The organism is Mesorhizobium sp. M2A.F.Ca.ET.043.05.1.1, from assembly GCF_003952445.1.
GTDB lineage: Bacteria > Pseudomonadota > Alphaproteobacteria > Rhizobiales > Rhizobiaceae > Mesorhizobium.
Genome location: NZ_CP034446.1, coordinates 666,982 through 681,323 on the forward strand (window position 1 = coordinate 666,982; position 14,342 = coordinate 681,323).

The window sequence follows — 14,342 nt, forward strand, 5'->3', positions numbered from 1 at the left end:
CCGGGTCAGCCCTTCGGCTTCAGCCCATCCAGGAACAACTGCTCCAGAAACCGCGCCGCGTCCTCGAAGCGGCCGTCGCCGCCGCGGTCGGCGCCGAGCACGGCGCGGACCTGGACATCGAAATCGGCATAATGCTGCGTCGTCGCCCAGATCGAGAAGATCAGGTGCCAGGGATCGGTGCGGGCGATCTTGCCGGCGCGCATCCAGCCCTTGATGACGGCGGCTTTCTCGTCGACCAGCGTCTTCAACTCGCCCTCCAGCATCGGCTTGATGCGTGGCGCACCCTGCAGGATCTCGTTGGCGAAGAGCCGGCTTTCACGCGGGAAGTCGCGCGCCATCTCCAGCTTCCTGCGGATATAGCTCCTGAGTTCCGTCAGCGGGTCGCCGACGTCGTCCAGCTCGCGCAAAGGCGCCAGCCAGGTGTCGAGCAGGCGCTGCATCAATGTCTCGTGAATGTCTTCCTTGCGGCGGAAGTAATAGAGAAGGTTCGGCTTCGACATGCCGGCGGCTTCAGCGATCTGGTCGATGGTCGAACCGCGAAACCCGTTCGCAGAGAAGACTTCGAGCGCTGCTTCGAGGATGAGCTCGCGCTTTTCCTGCTGGATGCGGGTGCGGCGGGGAGCGGAGCCTTCCATCGTGTCCGTCATCCTTGCGCGGTGCCGCGCCGACCATCTGGACCAATTCTCTGGACCAGTTTTTCCTTGGGCTGTGGAGCGCGCTTTTTATGCGGCATTTCCGCTAGTAATCCTTTGACCGCCGACAGGCGGCGCTAACGTTTGTCCAACCGGTCAAAAATTTGCGTAGCATGAAAACGCAGCAAAGACCAAGCGTTGGCCGCACCGAAACAGGTTACAAGGGGAAGTCCTGGTCATGTCCAACCGGCTGAAAGTCACGCCGAACGATCTCAGCGCATTCTGGATGCCGTTCACGGCAAACCGGCAGTTCAAGCAGGCGCCGCGCATGTTCGTGTCCGCCAAGGACATGCACTACACGACCAGCGACGGCCGCAAGGTGCTCGACGGCACCGCTGGCCTGTGGTGCGTGAACGCCGGCCACTGCCGGCCGAAGATCACCGAGGCGATCCAGCATCAGGCGGCCGAGCTCGACTATGCGCCGGCCTTCCAGATGGGCCATCCCATTGTCTTCGAGCTGGCGAACCGGCTGGTCGATATCGCGCCGAAGGGCATGGACCATGTCTTCTTCACCAATTCCGGTTCGGAATCGGTCGAGACCGCGCTGAAGATGGCGATCGCTTATCACCGTGTCAGGGGCGAGGGCTCGCGCACCCGTCTGATCGGCCGCGAGCGCGGCTATCACGGCGTCAATTTCGGCGGCATCTCGGTCGGCGGCATCGTCTCGAACCGCAAGATGTTCGGCACGCTGCTCGGCGGCGTCGACCATCTGCCGCACACGCACCTGCCGGAGAAGAACGCCTTCTCGAAGGGCGTGCCGGAGCATGGCGCGGAGCTCGCGAACGATCTCGAGCGGCTGATCGCGCTGCATGACGCCTCGACCATCGCGGCCGTCATTGTCGAGCCGGTCGCCGGCTCCACCGGCGTCATCCTGCCGCCGAAGGGCTATCTGCAGAAGCTTCGGGAAATTTGCACGAAGCACGGCATATTGTTGATTTTCGATGAAGTGATCACCGGTTTCGGCCGCCTCGGCGCGCCGTTCGCGGCCGACTATTTCGGCGTCACGCCGGATATCATGACGACGGCCAAGGGCGTTTCCAACGGCGTCATCCCGATGGGCGCGGTGTTCGTCAAGAAGGAGATCCACGACGCCTTCATGACCGGCCCGGAACATATGATCGAGTTCTTCCACGGCTATACCTATTCGGGCAATCCGATCGCCTGCGCCGCGGCGCTCGGCACGCTGGACACCTACAAGGAAGAGGGCCTTTTGACGCGCGGCGAGGAACTGGCGCCGTACTGGGAAGACGCGCTGCATTCGCTCAAGGGCGAGCCGCATGTCATCGACATCCGCAATATCGGCCTGATTGGCGCGATCGAACTGGCGCCGATCGCCGGCAGCCCGACCAAGCGTGCGTTCTCGGCCTTCGTCAAGGCCTTCGAGCGCGGCGCGCTGATCCGCACCACCGGCGACATCATCGCGCTGTCGCCGCCTCTGATCATCACCAAGGGACAGATCAACGAGCTGATCGACCATGTCCGTGATGTGCTGAGGTCGATCGACTGATAAACCGGCGCGGACATCCTTCCCGTCGAGGGGAGGGTGTCCGTGAAGCGGGCTGGGCGAGGTCGGTGGAGATGCGCCGGCCTCGACAGCGGTGCGATTCAGGCAGGCTGCGCGCCGATGCCGGTCAGGATCACCCGCTTGATGTTTTCCTTGGCTTCCCGCCATTGCCGGTCGGAGAGCGGCTTGCCGCCGTTCAGCGTTTCGATCTGGTGGCCGAAATCCGCGTAATGCTGGGTGGTGGCCCAGAGCATGTAGAGCAGATGGCGCGGGTCGACCGGGTCCATCTTGCCCTCGTCGATCCAGCGCTTGATGATCTCGACACGGCCGTCGGTCCATTCGCGCAAGGTCGATTCCATATAGTCCTGAAGCACCGGCGCGCCGTGCATAACTTCCGAGGCCCAGACCTTCGAGCCATCGGGGTGGCGGCGCGATATTTCCATCTTGGCGTCGATATAGGCGCTGATGCCGTCTATCGGCCCGCGCGCGACATCGAAGCAATTGGCCGCCTGCAGCCAGATCTCGAAGATGTTCTGGACGACGGACTGGTAGAGTTCTTCCTTGGTGGCGAAATAATAGTGGAGATTTGCCTTGGGCAGCCCGGCCAGATCGGCGATCAGCTGCATCGTGGCGCCGCCGAACCCGGCTTCCGCGAACACCTTTTCGGCGGCGATCAGAATGGCTTTTTCATTCTCCCGCCTTATGTCCTGGCGCCGCATCGGACGGGTGGATTCGGTCATGTGTTCTCCAAGATTCTGGCCCAAGATTCTCGTTGACCGCTTGGTCAGCTTGTGTAGTCTGAAAGCTGACCATACGGTCAGGATGCAAACCACTCAAGGGGCGACAAGACCCCTGGTGAAAATGGGAACCGCAAATGGCCGCACCCGGCGAAAATCTGCGAATCAATTCAGACCGTTTGTGGGATTCCCTCATGGAGATGGCGAAGATTGGCCCCGGCATCGCCGGGGGCAACAATCGCCAGACGCTCACCGATTCCGACAAGGAGGGCCGCGCGCTTTTCAAGTCCTGGTGCGACGAGGCCGGCCTTTCGATGGGCGTCGACCAGATGGGCACCATGTTCATGACGCGGGCCGGCACCGATCCGGACGCGCTGCCGGTCTATGTCGGCTCCCATCTCGACACCCAGCCGACCGGCGGCAAGTATGACGGTGTGCTCGGCGTGCTCTCGGGCCTCGAGGTCGTGCGTTCGCTCAACGATCTCGGCATCAAGACGAAGCACCCGATCGTCGTCACCAACTGGACGAATGAGGAAGGGGCGCGCTTCGCCCCGGCCATGCTTGCCTCTGGCGTGTTCGCCGGGGTGCATACACAGGACTACGCCTATGCCCGCAAGGATCTCGACGGCCTGACCTTTGGCGACGAGCTGAAGCGGATCGGCTGGGTCGGTGACGAGAAGGTCGGGGCGCGCAAGATGCACGCCTATTTCGAGTACCACATCGAGCAGGGACCGATCCTGGAGGCCGAGAACAAGCAGATCGGCGTGGTGACCCACTGCCAGGGCCTGTGGTGGCTGGAGTTCACGCTGACCGGCAAGGAGGCGCATACCGGCTCGACGCCGATGAATATGCGCGTCAATGCCGGCCTTGCCATGGCCCGTATCCTGGAGATGGTGCAGACGGTGGCCATTGAGAACCAGCCGGGCGCCGTCGGCGGCGTCGGACAGGTCAAGTTTACACCCAATTCGCGCAACGTTTTGCCGGGCACCGTCGTCTTCACCGTCGATATCCGCTCGCCGGACCAGGCGAAGCTCGATGGCATGCGCGCCCGCATCGAGAAGGAAGCGCCCAAGATCTGCGAGGCGCTCGGCGTCAAATGTTCGGTCGAGGCTGTCGGCCATTTCGATCCGATAACCTTCGATCCGACGCTGGTCGGCCGCGTGCGCACCGCCGCCGAAAAGCTGGGCTACAGCCACATGAACATCATTTCCGGCGCCGGCCACGACGCCTGCTGGGCGGCCAAGGTCGCGCCCGCGACCATGGTCATGTGCCCTTGCGTGGGCGGTCTCAGCCACAACGAGGCCGAGGAAATCTCCAAGGAATGGGCTGCGGCCGGCGCCGACGTGCTGTTCCACGCGGTGGTGGAGACGGCGGGAATCTTCGAATGATCAACTAGACCAATCACCTCGCAACGCCGCTCGCAAAGAAGCGCGAAAGAACAGGGGAACAGATATGACCAAAGTCATCCGAAACGGCACCATCGTGACGGCCGACCGCACGTGGAAGGCCGACGTGCTGATGCAGCACGGCAAGATCGTCGCCATCGGCTCCAACCTGCATGGCGATCATGAGTTCGACGCCACCGGCTGCTATGTCATGCCGGGCGGCATCGATCCGCACACCCATCTCGAAATGCCCTTCATGGGCACCTATTCAGCCGACGATTTCGAATCCGGCACGCGCGCGGCACTCTCCGGCGGCACGACGATGGTGGTCGATTTCTGCCTGCCGGCGCCGCAGCAGTCACTGCTTGAGGCGCTGCAGATGTGGGACAACAAGACCTCGAAAGCGGCCTGCGACTATTCCTTCCACATGGCGATCACCTGGTGGGGCAGGCAGGTGTTCGACGAGATGGCGACCGTTGTCGACCGGGGCATCACCTCGTTCAAGCACTTCATGGCCTACAAGGGCGCGCTGATGGTGGATGACGACGAGATGTATGCGTCGTTCCAGCGCTGCGCCGATCTCGGTGCGCTGCCGCTCGTCCATGCCGAGAATGGCGACGTGGTCGCAGCACTGTCGCAAAAGCTTTTAGCCGCCGGCAACAACGGGCCTGAGGGGCATGCCTATTCGCGTCCGCCTGAGGTGGAAGGCGAGGCGACAAACCGCGCCATCATGATTGCCGACATGGCCGGCGTGCCGCTCTATGTCGTGCATGTCTCGTGCGAGCAGAGCCACGAGGCGATCCGCCGCGCGCGACAGAAGGGCATGCGGGTGTTCGGCGAACCGCTGATCCAGCACCTGACGCTCGACGAGACCGAATATTTCAACAAGGACTGGGACCATGCGGCGCGCCGCGTGATGAGCCCGCCCTTCCGCAGCAAGTGGCACCAGGATTCGCTGTGGGCGGGCCTGCAGGCCGGCTCGCTGCAGGTGGTTGCGACCGACCACTGCTCCTTCACCACCAAGCAGAAGCGCAATGGCGTCGGCGACTTCACCAAGATCCCGAACGGCACCGGCGGGCTCGAGGATCGGCTGCCGGTGCTGTGGACGACCGGCGTCAACACCGGCCGCCTGACGATGAACGAATTCGTCGCGGTGACCTCGACCAACATCGCCAAGATCCTCAACATGTATCCGAAGAAGGGCGCGATCGTCGAAGGTGCCGATGCCGACATCGTCGTGTGGGACCCGAAGCGCAAGAAGACGATCTCGGCCAAGAAGCAGCAGTCGGTGATCGACTACAACGTCTTCGAAGGTTTTGAGGTGACCGGCCTGCCGCGCTTCGTTTTCTCGCGCGGCGAGCTTTCGATCGAGGAAGCGGACGTGAAGGCCAAGGCCGGGCATGGCGAGTTCGTGGCGCGTGAGCCGAACGCTGCGGTCAACCGGGCGCTGTCGACCTGGAAGGAGATTTCCGCGCCACGCAAGGTGGAGCGCACCGGCATTCCAGCCACGGGGGTGTGAGATGCGGTTCGGGGGACTATTTTTAGGCGCAGCCTTTGTGCTTTCGGCCGGCCACGCGTCGGCGGCCAGCATCGATCTCTCAAAACCTTATGGCGACAAATATGGCTGCATCAACCGGAACGGTCAGGAGGTCGCCGCCGACAAGATGCTGCTTTTGACCGACAAGGAATTGATCACGGCGGCCAGCGCCTGCACCTTCAGCGACAAGCAGCCCCAGGCCGACGGATCGCTGGTGGTGACGGCAAAATGCGAGGCGGAGGGCGAAGAAGGACAGGCGCCGACCAAGTTCACCATCAAGCGCAGCGCGAAGAATGCGAAGAAGCTGGTTGTGGCCGACGAGGACGGGAATGTGATGGGCGATGTCTCCCGGTGCAAATGACGGCGAGAGTGGTCCCTTCGGCTTCAGGCAACCAGGCCATCCAGTTCCGGCAGCAGGACGACGCTTTCCTGCTCGTTGGGATCGGTGCGGGCGATCACCGCCGAGGACGGCGCCCCGCTCAGATTGGCGGGCAGATGCGGCACGCCGGCCGGAATGTAGAAGAGGTCGCCGGCCTTGACGACGATGTGGTGCTCGAGCCGGTCGCCGTACCAGGTGTGGACTTCGCCCGAGAGCACGTAGATGGCCGTCTCGTGGCTTTCATGCATATGCGCCTTGGCGCGGGCGCCGGGCGGCATGGTGAGAAGATGCATGCAGATGCCGGAGGAGCCGACGGTCTCGGCGGCGATGCCGGCGAAATAGCTCAGCCCCTGCTTGCCCTGATAGGTGCTTTCGGGGCGAACGAGATGACAGGTGGGTTTAGGCGACATCGGCAAGGCTCCGGGCTGCGTCGATCGGGCGGGACAGGACGAGTGGAAAGCAACGCTATCATAAAATCAACCGGATTGCGGACGGCGCGGCAGCGGCTGCGAAAGGCAGGCTGCAGCCAATGAGCGAACAGCCGCCAACCGTCGTTTCGGCAAGCAAGCTCGGCCTCACCTTCCAGACCAATGACGGTCCGGTGCAGGCGCTGTCCAATGTCGATCTGACCATCGGCAAGGGCGAGTTCGTCTCCTTCATCGGCCCGTCAGGTTGCGGCAAGACGACTTTGCTGCGCGTCATCGCCGACCTGGAAAGGGCGACCTCCGGAACGATCTCCGTCAACGGCATGACGCCTGAGCAGGCGCGCGAGAAGCGCGCCTATGGCTATGTCTTCCAGGCGGCGGCCCTGTTCCCGTGGCGCACGATCGAGCGCAATGTGGGATTGCCGCTGGAGATCATCGGCCTTTCCCAAGCCGAGCAAGCGGAGCGCATCAAGCGTACGCTGGCGCTGGTCAATCTTTCTGGCTTCGAGAAGAAATATCCCTGGCAGCTTTCCGGCGGCATGCAGCAGCGCGCCTCGATCGCGCGCGCGCTCGCCTTCGACGCGGACCTTTTGTTGATGGACGAGCCGTTCGGCGCGCTGGACGAGATCGTGCGCGACCATCTGAACGAGCAGCTGCTCGACCTCTGGGCGCGGACTAACAAGACGATCTGCTTCGTCACGCACTCGATCCCCGAGGCGGTATATCTGTCGACACGCATCGTGGTGATGTCGCCGCGGCCGGGCCGCGTCACCGACATCATCGAATCGACGCTGCCGAGAGAGCGCCCGCTCGACATCCGCGAGACGCCGGAGTTTCTGGCGATCGCCGCGCGGGTGCGCGATGGGCTGAGGGCTGGGCACAGCTATGATGATTGAGGCGGATGAGTTTCCTCCTCTCCCCACGGGGAGAGGGTGGCCGCGCAGCGGCCGGGTGAGGGGACAGCCCCCCGCGCCTTCGTCATCCTAGGGCGGAGCGACGCGAAGCGGAGCGCAGACCCTAGGATGACGAAGGCGCACGGCCCGCGAGGGCAACGCCATGGATAGCTTCCGCTCGAAAATCATCCCCGTCACCACCATCCTCGCCGGCGTGGTGGTGCTCTGGTACGTCTTTGCCGTGATTCTCAACGCGCCGTTCCAGCGCGATCTCGATCAACGAGGCAATGAGACGCCCGGCGCGGTCGAGTTCATCGGCAAGACGCTGTCGCAGCCGAAGCCGACGCTGCCGGCGCCGCATCAGGTGGCGGTGAATTTCTTCGAGAACACGTTTCTGCGGTCCGTCACCTCGAACCGCAGCCTGGTCTACAACGCCTGGGTGACATTGTCCTCGACGCTGCTCGGCTTTGCCTTCGGCACGGCGCTCGGCATCGTGATTGCGGTCGGCATCGTGCATGTGGCGACGCTCGACCGCAGCCTGATGCCGTGGATTATCGCCTCGCAAACCATACCGATCCTGGCGGTGGCGCCGATGATCATCGTGGTGCTGGCGGCGATCGGCATCACCGGCCTGATCCCCAAGGCGCTGATCTCGACCTATCTGTCGTTCTTCCCGGTCGCGGTGGGCATGGTGAAGGGCCTGCGCTCGCCCGAGCTCATGCATCTCGACCTGATGCATACCTACAATGCCAGCGCCTCGCAGACCTTCTGGAAACTGCGCGTGCCGGCCTCGGTGCCGTTCCTGTTCACCTCGATGAAGGTGGCTGTGGCGGCAAGCCTGGTCGGCGCCATCGTCGGCGAGCTGCCGACGGGCGCTGTCGCCGGCATCGGCGCCAAGCTGCTGGCGGGCGCCTATTACAGCCAGACCATCGATATCTGGTCGGCGCTGGTTGCAGGCTCCATCGTCGCGGCGCTGCTGGTGATGGTCGTCGGCATCGCCGGGCGCCTGGTCGACCGCGCCATGGGCGGGAGGCCGGCATGAGCGCCGTCAAGTACAGTTGGCAGGCAAACCTGGCCTTCGTGCTGGTTTTCTATCCGATTGTGATTTTCGTTTTCAACATAGGCGTACCGGGCCTCGCCTGGCCTTATGGCAGCTCTTCAGGGGCATTTGCGATCGCATTGGTTGCCCTTCCGGTTTGGATCGCAGGTCGCCTCCCTAAGCTGTGGGAGGCAGCGATGCTTTTTATCTGCGCCCACGGCGCTGCGGTTCTGCTGCTGGGCAGCATTCGCGGTCACGAAGGTACGGCGGGGCCTGCTTACTACCTTGTGCTCGCCGGGGCCTGGTTGCTCGCCTGGCGCTGTGTTGCGATTTTGTCGGAGCTGCGCGCAAATTCACGCCTGATGTCGACCGCATTGCGCCTGATCATTCCGGCGATCTTCGGCGCCTGGATCCTGATTATCTGGGAAGCGGTGACGCGCGGCGCGGGCATCCCCTTCATCCTCTTGCCGCCGCCAAGCGCCATCGGCGCGCGCATCGCCAACTCGCTGCCGATCCTGGGCTCGGATGTGCGGCAGACGATCTTCAAGGCGGTGCTGATCGGCTATGTCGTCGGCAATCTCGCCGGCTTCGCCGTCGCCATCCTCGCCGACCGCGTGCCGTTCCTGCGGCGCGGGCTCTTGCCAATTGGCAATATGGTGTCGGCGCTGCCGATCATCGGCGTGGCGCCGATCATGGTCATGTGGTTCGGCTTCGACTGGCCGTCCAAGGCCGCGGTCGTCATCATCATGACCTTCTTCCCGATGCTGGTGAACACGGTCGCGGGGCTGGCCGCTTCCGGGCATATGGAGCGCGACCTGATGCGCACTTATGCGTCGGGTTATTGGCCGACGCTGCTCAAGCTCAGGCTGCCGGCGGCAATGCCGTTCATCTTCAATGCGCTGAAGATCAACTCGACGCTGGCGCTGATTGGCGCAATCGTCGCGGAGTTCTTCGGTACGCCAGTGGTCGGCATGGGATTCCGCATCTCGACGGAAGTCGGGCGGATGAACATCGACATGGTGTGGGCCGAAATCGCAGTTGCAGCACTTGCGGGTTCGGTCTTTTATGGCGTGGTCGCTCTCATCGAGAGAGCCGTCACGTTTTGGCATCCCTCTGTCCGAGGTGGATAGGGGCGGTGGGTTTGGGCACTAACTTCAGAGGGTAAAAACATGAAAAGACTGCTGATTTCCGCGTTGGCCGGCGCGATGTCGCTGGCCGCGTTCCAGGCGATGGCCGCCGACAAGGTGACACTGCAATTGAAATGGGTCACGCAGGCCCAGTTCGCCGGCTATTATGTCGCCAAGGCCAAGGGCTTCTATGACGCCGAAGGCCTCGACGTCGACATCAAGCCGGGCGGCCCGGACATCGCGCCCGAGCAGGTGATCGCCGGCGGCGGCGCCGATGTCATCGTCGACTGGATGGGCGGCGCGCTCGCGGCCCGCGACAAGGGCGTGGGGCTCGTCAACATCGCCCAGCCGTTCAAGAAGGCCGGCATGGAACTGGTCTGCCCGAAGGCCGGGCCGATCAAGACGGAAGCCGACTTCAAGGGCCACACGCTCGGCGTCTGGTTCTTCGGCAACGAATATCCGTTCTACGCCTGGATGAACAAGATCGGTCTCAAGACCGACGGCGGCCCGGACGGCGTCACCGTGCTCAAGCAGAGCTTTGACGTGCAGCCGCTGATCCAGAAGCAGGCCGACTGCATCTCGGTCATGACGTACAACGAATATGGCCAGGTGCTGGATGCCGGCTACAAGCCGGAAGACCTGATCGTCTTCAACTACTCGGCCATGGGCAACGACCTTCTGGAAGACGGGCTTTACACGCTCGAGGACAAGCTCAAGGACCCGGCCTTCGAGGACAAGATGGTTCGCTTCGTGCGCGCCTCGATGAAGGGCTGGAAATACGCCACCGAGAACACCGACGAGGCGGCCGAAATCGTCGTCGACGCCGGCGGCCAGGACGAGAACCACCAGAAGTTCATGATGAAGGAAGTGGCCAAGCTGGTCGACAATGCCGACGGCAAGCTGATACCGGCCGCTTACGAGCGCACCGCCAAGGCGCTGCTGGACCAGAAGATCATCAGCAAGGAGGCGAGCGGCGCCTACACGACCGCGATCACCGACAAGGCGATCAAATAAGCTCGCGTCTCTACCACCGGTTTTGAAAGGGGCGGGCGACCGCCCCTTTTTCTTGCCCGCGGTAAAATAATCGTGTGCCGGGATACATCCGGCGACCCAACCGTTGAGTGGCGCATCCGCACGTCGGGGAGCCGTGGAGGATGCTGCAATCAACGGAGGTTCTTCATGCGCATCCTATCCATGCCGATGCTTTCGGCCTTGGCCGTTTCGACCGCCTTCCTAATCGCATCGCCTGCCATGGCCGAGACGATGAAGTTCAAGGCGACGCTCGATGGCGGCCAGCAGAGCCCGCCCGTCACCACCAAGGGCAAGGGGACTGCCACACTGACCTTTGACACGACAAGCAAGAAGCTCAGCTGGAACGTCAAATATTCCGGCCTCAGCGGGCCTGCCGTGGCTGCCCACATCCACGGTCCGGCGGACATGGGCGCGAACGCGGACCCGGTCATCCCGTTCAAGAAGCTGAAGAGCCCGATCAAGGGATCGGCGACGCTGACGGACGCGCAGGCGGCCGATCTCGAGGCCGGCAAATACTATGTCAACGTCCACACCGCCAAGAACAAGGACGGCGAGATCCGCGGCCAGATCGAGAAGGCGATGTAGGTTCCGACAGGATCGCGATCAATTCGGAGGTCGGCGGGACAGCGCCCCCCTCTGTCCGGTAGGCCAGAGGGGACGCGTAGGAACTCCGCCTAAACCCTTCTAGGCACTTCAGCTCTTGTTGCGGATCTGCGTCAGCGTGCGGGTCGGGGTGATCGCTTCGGGATCGAGCTTGATCTCGACGATCGCGGGCTTGCCGCTGGCCAGCGCACGTTCGAAGGCCGGCGCGAAGTCGGCGGTTTTTTCCACCGTCTCGCCATGGCCGCCATAGGCACGGGCGAGCGCCGCGAAATCCGGATTCTTGAGCTCGGTGGCGACGACGCGGCTCGGATATTCCCGCTCCTGATGCATGCGGATCGTGCCGTAAATGCCGTTGTTGACGACGATCACGATGATCGGCAGGTCATACTGAACAGCCGTCGCGAATTCCTGACCGTTCATCAGGAAGCAGCCATCGCCGGCGAAGGCAATCACGGTGCGATCCGGGAACAGCGACTTGGCGGCAACGGCCGCGGGCGTGCCGTAGCCCATCGAGCCGGAGGTGGGTGCTGCCTGCGTGCCGAAGCGGCGGGTGCGGTAGAAACGGTGTACCCAGGTGGCGTAGTTGCCGGCGCCGTTGGTGAGGATGGCGTCCTCCGGCAGGACCTTTCCCAGATGCTCGATGATCGGGCCCATCTGGACGGCGCCCGGGCCGGTCTGCGGCGGCGTCGACCATTCGAGATAGGCGGCATGCGCCTTTTCCGCCTCGGCCGCCCCGGAAGGGCTGGCGGCGGGCTTGCGTTTGGCGAAGGCCTCGACGAAGGCGGCGGGCGAAGCATTGATCGCAATCGTCGGCCGGTAGACGCGGCCGAGCTCACCGGCGTCGGCATGGACATGCACCAGCGCTTGGTCGGGGTAGGGGCTCTTCAGCAGCGTGTAGTCGGAAGACGGCATCTCGCCCAGGCGGCCGCCGATCAAAAGCACGACGTCGGCCTGCTTGATCCGCTCCGCGAGCTTGGGATTGATGCCGATGCCGACATCGCCGGCGTAATTCGGATGGAGATGGTCGAACAGCATCTGACGGCGGAAGGAGCAGCCGACCGGCAGCGACCAAGTCTCGGCGATCACGCGCATCTGCGCCACGGCTTCCACGTTCCAGCGCGTGCCGCCGAGGATGACGAAGGGACGCTTGGCGTTGGCGAGCAGCATTTGCGCCGCATCGAGCTCGGGTTCGCCGGGGCGCGTCTCGACCGGCGTGTGCGGAAGGGCTGCCGGAGCCTCGACCTCGCTGGTCAGCATGTCCTCGGGCAGCGAGATGACCACAGGGCCGGGGCGTCCTGACGTCGCGACGGCGAAAGCCCGGGTGACGAATTCGGGAATGCGCGCGGCATCGTCGATCTCCACCACCCATTTGGCGATGTCGCCGAAGAAGCGCTTGTAGTCGACCTCCTGGAAGGCCTCGCGTTCCTTGGCGTGGCTGGCGACCTGGCCGATGAACAGGATCATGGGCACCGAATCCTGCATGGCGATGTGGACGCCGGCCGACGCGTTGGTGGCGCCGGGGCCGCGGGTGACGAAGCAGATGCCGGGCTTGCCGGTCAACCGTCCCTGGCAGTCGGCCATCATCGCAGCACCGCCCTCCTGACGGCAGACGATGGTGCGGATCGAGGAGTCATGCAGCGCGTCGAGCACCGCGAGATAGGATTCGCCCGGAACGCAGAAGATGCGGTCGGTGCCGTTCGCCTCGAGCGCCTCGACGATCAGTTGTCCGCCGGTCTTCATTTTGCTTTCTCCAATTCGGCAAGGATTTCTGCAGTGTGCTCGCCAAGGCGCGGCGAGGGGCGCTTATAGACGAGCGGTGTGCCCGACATCACCATCGGCGCGCGCACCGAGGGCAGGCGGTTGCCATGGCCGTCGTCGAGGTCGAGCCGCATGCCGCGCGCGATCGTCTGCGGGTCGGCGAACATCTGGCCGATCGTGTTGATCGGACTTGCCGGCACTCCGGCGGCTTCCAGCTTCGCCAGCAGCGGATCGCGATCCCAAGTGGCGAGGGTCTCGATGATCCGTTCGCGCAGTTTCGCGCGGTTGGCGACCCGCGCCGGGTTGGTGGCGAACTCCGGATTGGCGGGCAGGTCGGCGAGACCGACCACCGCGCAGAATTTTGCGAACTGCCCGTCATTGCCGACCGCCAGGATGATGTGGCCATCCTTCACCGGCAGCACTTCATAGGGCGCGATGTTCATATGCGCATTGCCCATCTGCACCGGCGACTTGGCGGAGACCAGATAGTTGAGGTTCTGGTTGCCGAGCGCCGAGATCTGGCTGTCGTAAAGCGCCATGTCGATGTGCTGGCCCTCGCCGGTCCTTTCTGCATGGCGAAGTGCGGCCTGGATGGCGATCACCGAATAGAGGCCGGTGAAAAGATCGGAGATGGCGACGCCGGCCTTCTGCGGCTCGCGGCCGGGCTCGCCGGTGATCGACATCATGCCGGCCATGGCCTGGATGATGAAATCGTAGCCGGCGCGGGGCGCATAGGGACCGTCTTGGCCGAAGCCGGTGATCGAGCAATAGACGAGCCGCGGGTTGATCGCCTTCAGGCTTTCATAGTCGAGGCCGTATTTCTTGAGGCCGCCGAGCTTGAAGTTCTCGATCAGCACATCTGCGGTGGCGACCAGCTTGCGCAGCGTCTCGGCGCCTTCGGGCTGGGAGAAATCGATGGCGATCGAACGCTTGCCGCGATTGCAGGAGTGGTAGTAGGCGGCCGAGAGGTTCTCGCCGTCATGGCTCATGACGAAGGGCGGGCCCCATTTGCGGGTATCGTCGCCGCCGTCCGGGCTCTCGACCTTGATGACGTCCGCGCCGAGGTCGGCCAGCAATTGCCCGGCCCAGGGGCCGGCCAGGATGCGGGCAAGCTCGATAACGCGGATGCCTTTCAGCGGGGGTTCGGCCATGGATCACCGTGTTCTAACGAAAGGCAGCCTCTAGCAACCCGCACCGGTCGTGTCACGACCCATGCAGTAGGCCAAGCCGG

At 63.6% G+C, this 14,342-nt stretch carries 14 protein-coding genes; 9 read left to right on the forward strand and 5 right to left on the reverse strand.

Annotated elements, in window-relative coordinates; genetic code table 11:
• Positions 1 to 5: 5 nt before the first annotated feature.
• Entirely contained in the window at positions 6 to 635 is a 630-nt protein-coding gene (locus tag EJ069_RS03130) for a TetR family transcriptional regulator C-terminal domain-containing protein (RefSeq protein WP_042637345.1), read from the reverse strand.
• Between the two features lie 235 nt (positions 636 to 870).
• On the opposite strand from EJ069_RS03130, the gene EJ069_RS03135 reads away from it, so the two are divergent.
• Positions 871 to 2,199: an aspartate aminotransferase family protein gene (locus EJ069_RS03135; RefSeq protein WP_126060037.1), complete on the forward strand. Its 1,329-nt coding sequence runs from the start codon at positions 871 to 873 to the stop codon at positions 2,197 to 2,199.
• 98 nt (positions 2,200 to 2,297) lie between these two features.
• On the opposite strand, the gene EJ069_RS03140 is transcribed toward EJ069_RS03135, so the two are convergent.
• The gene (locus EJ069_RS03140) at positions 2,298 to 2,936 is read right to left on the reverse strand and encodes a TetR/AcrR family transcriptional regulator (protein ID WP_126060038.1); all 639 of its coding nucleotides are present in this window, start codon (positions 2,934 to 2,936) and stop codon (positions 2,298 to 2,300) included.
• A 134-nt stretch (positions 2,937 to 3,070) separates the two neighbouring features.
• Between EJ069_RS03140 and EJ069_RS03145 the strand changes: the two genes are divergently transcribed.
• The 3 genes from EJ069_RS03145 (at position 3,071) to EJ069_RS03155 (ending at position 6,216) form a co-directional block, all read left to right on the forward strand.
• Positions 3,071 to 4,321, forward strand: coding sequence for a Zn-dependent hydrolase (locus tag EJ069_RS03145; protein WP_126060039.1), 1,251 nt, complete (start codon positions 3,071 to 3,073; stop codon positions 4,319 to 4,321).
• 64 nt (positions 4,322 to 4,385) lie between these two features.
• On the forward strand, positions 4,386 to 5,837 hold the full coding sequence (gene hydA / locus EJ069_RS03150; RefSeq protein ID WP_126060040.1) for a dihydropyrimidinase: 1,452 nt from the start codon (positions 4,386 to 4,388) through the stop codon (positions 5,835 to 5,837).
• A gap of 1 nt (position 5,838) precedes the next feature.
• Positions 5,839 to 6,216 carry a hypothetical protein gene (locus EJ069_RS03155; protein ID WP_126060041.1) on the forward strand — a complete coding sequence of 126 codons (378 nt, stop codon included), beginning with the start codon at positions 5,839 to 5,841 and terminating at the stop codon, positions 6,214 to 6,216.
• Positions 6,217 to 6,239: 23 nt separating this feature from the next.
• On the opposite strand, the gene EJ069_RS03160 is transcribed toward EJ069_RS03155, so the two are convergent.
• Entirely contained in the window at positions 6,240 to 6,650 is a 411-nt protein-coding gene (locus EJ069_RS03160) for a cupin domain-containing protein (RefSeq protein ID WP_176479989.1), read from the reverse strand.
• A gap of 113 nt (positions 6,651 to 6,763) precedes the next feature.
• On the opposite strand from EJ069_RS03160, the gene EJ069_RS03165 reads away from it, so the two are divergent.
• The 5 genes from EJ069_RS03165 to EJ069_RS03185 all read left to right on the forward strand — a co-directional run bounded on the left by EJ069_RS03165 (position 6,764) and on the right by EJ069_RS03185 (position 11,335).
• Positions 6,764 to 7,555, forward strand: coding sequence for an ABC transporter ATP-binding protein (locus tag EJ069_RS03165; RefSeq protein WP_126060042.1), 792 nt, complete (start codon positions 6,764 to 6,766; stop codon positions 7,553 to 7,555).
• Between the two features lie 160 nt (positions 7,556 to 7,715).
• On the forward strand, positions 7,716 to 8,594 hold the full coding sequence (locus EJ069_RS03170; protein ID WP_126060043.1) for an ABC transporter permease: 879 nt from the start codon (positions 7,716 to 7,718) through the stop codon (positions 8,592 to 8,594).
• Entirely contained in the window at positions 8,591 to 9,721 is a 1,131-nt protein-coding gene (locus EJ069_RS03175; protein ID WP_126060044.1) for an ABC transporter permease, read from the forward strand. Before EJ069_RS03170 ends, EJ069_RS03175 begins: the two co-directional genes overlap by 4 nt.
• A 39-nt stretch (positions 9,722 to 9,760) precedes the next feature.
• On the forward strand, positions 9,761 to 10,732 hold the full coding sequence (locus EJ069_RS03180; protein ID WP_042637338.1) for an ABC transporter substrate-binding protein: 972 nt from the start codon (positions 9,761 to 9,763) through the stop codon (positions 10,730 to 10,732).
• A gap of 165 nt (positions 10,733 to 10,897) precedes the next feature.
• The gene (locus tag EJ069_RS03185) at positions 10,898 to 11,335 is read left to right on the forward strand and encodes a CHRD domain-containing protein (RefSeq protein WP_126060045.1); all 438 of its coding nucleotides are present in this window, start codon (positions 10,898 to 10,900) and stop codon (positions 11,333 to 11,335) included.
• A gap of 108 nt (positions 11,336 to 11,443) precedes the next feature.
• Here the strand turns inward: EJ069_RS03185 and EJ069_RS03190 are convergent, their stop codons facing one another.
• Together EJ069_RS03190 and EJ069_RS03195 are read right to left on the reverse strand one after the other, a co-directional pair.
• Positions 11,444 to 13,093 carry a thiamine pyrophosphate-binding protein gene (locus EJ069_RS03190; protein WP_126060046.1) on the reverse strand — a complete coding sequence of 550 codons (1,650 nt, stop codon included), beginning with the start codon at positions 13,091 to 13,093 and terminating at the stop codon, positions 11,444 to 11,446.
• Positions 13,090 to 14,262, reverse strand: a complete 1,173-nt coding sequence (locus EJ069_RS03195) for a CaiB/BaiF CoA-transferase family protein (RefSeq protein WP_126060047.1) — start codon at positions 14,260 to 14,262, stop codon at positions 13,090 to 13,092. The genes EJ069_RS03190 and EJ069_RS03195 overlap by 4 nt, the downstream gene beginning before the upstream one ends.
• Positions 14,263 to 14,342: the final 80 nt, after the last annotated feature.

Coding starts and splice junctions, on each gene's coding strand:
- EJ069_RS03130 (WP_042637345.1), bottom strand. CDS start 635: ATGGAAGGCTCCGCTCCCCGCCGCACCCGCATCCAGCAGGAAAAGCGC.
- EJ069_RS03135 (WP_126060037.1), top strand. CDS start 871: ATGTCCAACCGGCTGAAAGTCACGCCGAACGATCTCAGCGCATTCTGG.
- EJ069_RS03140 (WP_126060038.1), bottom strand. CDS start 2,936: ATGACCGAATCCACCCGTCCGATGCGGCGCCAGGACATAAGGCGGGAG.
- EJ069_RS03145 (WP_126060039.1), top strand. CDS start 3,071: ATGGCCGCACCCGGCGAAAATCTGCGAATCAATTCAGACCGTTTGTGG.
- hydA (WP_126060040.1), top strand. CDS start 4,386: ATGACCAAAGTCATCCGAAACGGCACCATCGTGACGGCCGACCGCACG.
- EJ069_RS03155 (WP_126060041.1), top strand. CDS start 5,839: ATGCGGTTCGGGGGACTATTTTTAGGCGCAGCCTTTGTGCTTTCGGCC.
- EJ069_RS03165 (WP_126060042.1), top strand. CDS start 6,764: ATGAGCGAACAGCCGCCAACCGTCGTTTCGGCAAGCAAGCTCGGCCTC.
- EJ069_RS03170 (WP_126060043.1), top strand. CDS start 7,716: ATGGATAGCTTCCGCTCGAAAATCATCCCCGTCACCACCATCCTCGCC.
- EJ069_RS03175 (WP_126060044.1), top strand. CDS start 8,591: ATGAGCGCCGTCAAGTACAGTTGGCAGGCAAACCTGGCCTTCGTGCTG.
- EJ069_RS03180 (WP_042637338.1), top strand. CDS start 9,761: ATGAAAAGACTGCTGATTTCCGCGTTGGCCGGCGCGATGTCGCTGGCC.
- EJ069_RS03185 (WP_126060045.1), top strand. CDS start 10,898: ATGCGCATCCTATCCATGCCGATGCTTTCGGCCTTGGCCGTTTCGACC.
- EJ069_RS03190 (WP_126060046.1), bottom strand. CDS start 13,093: ATGAAGACCGGCGGACAACTGATCGTCGAGGCGCTCGAGGCGAACGGC.
- EJ069_RS03195 (WP_126060047.1), bottom strand. CDS start 14,262: ATGGCCGAACCCCCGCTGAAAGGCATCCGCGTTATCGAGCTTGCCCGC.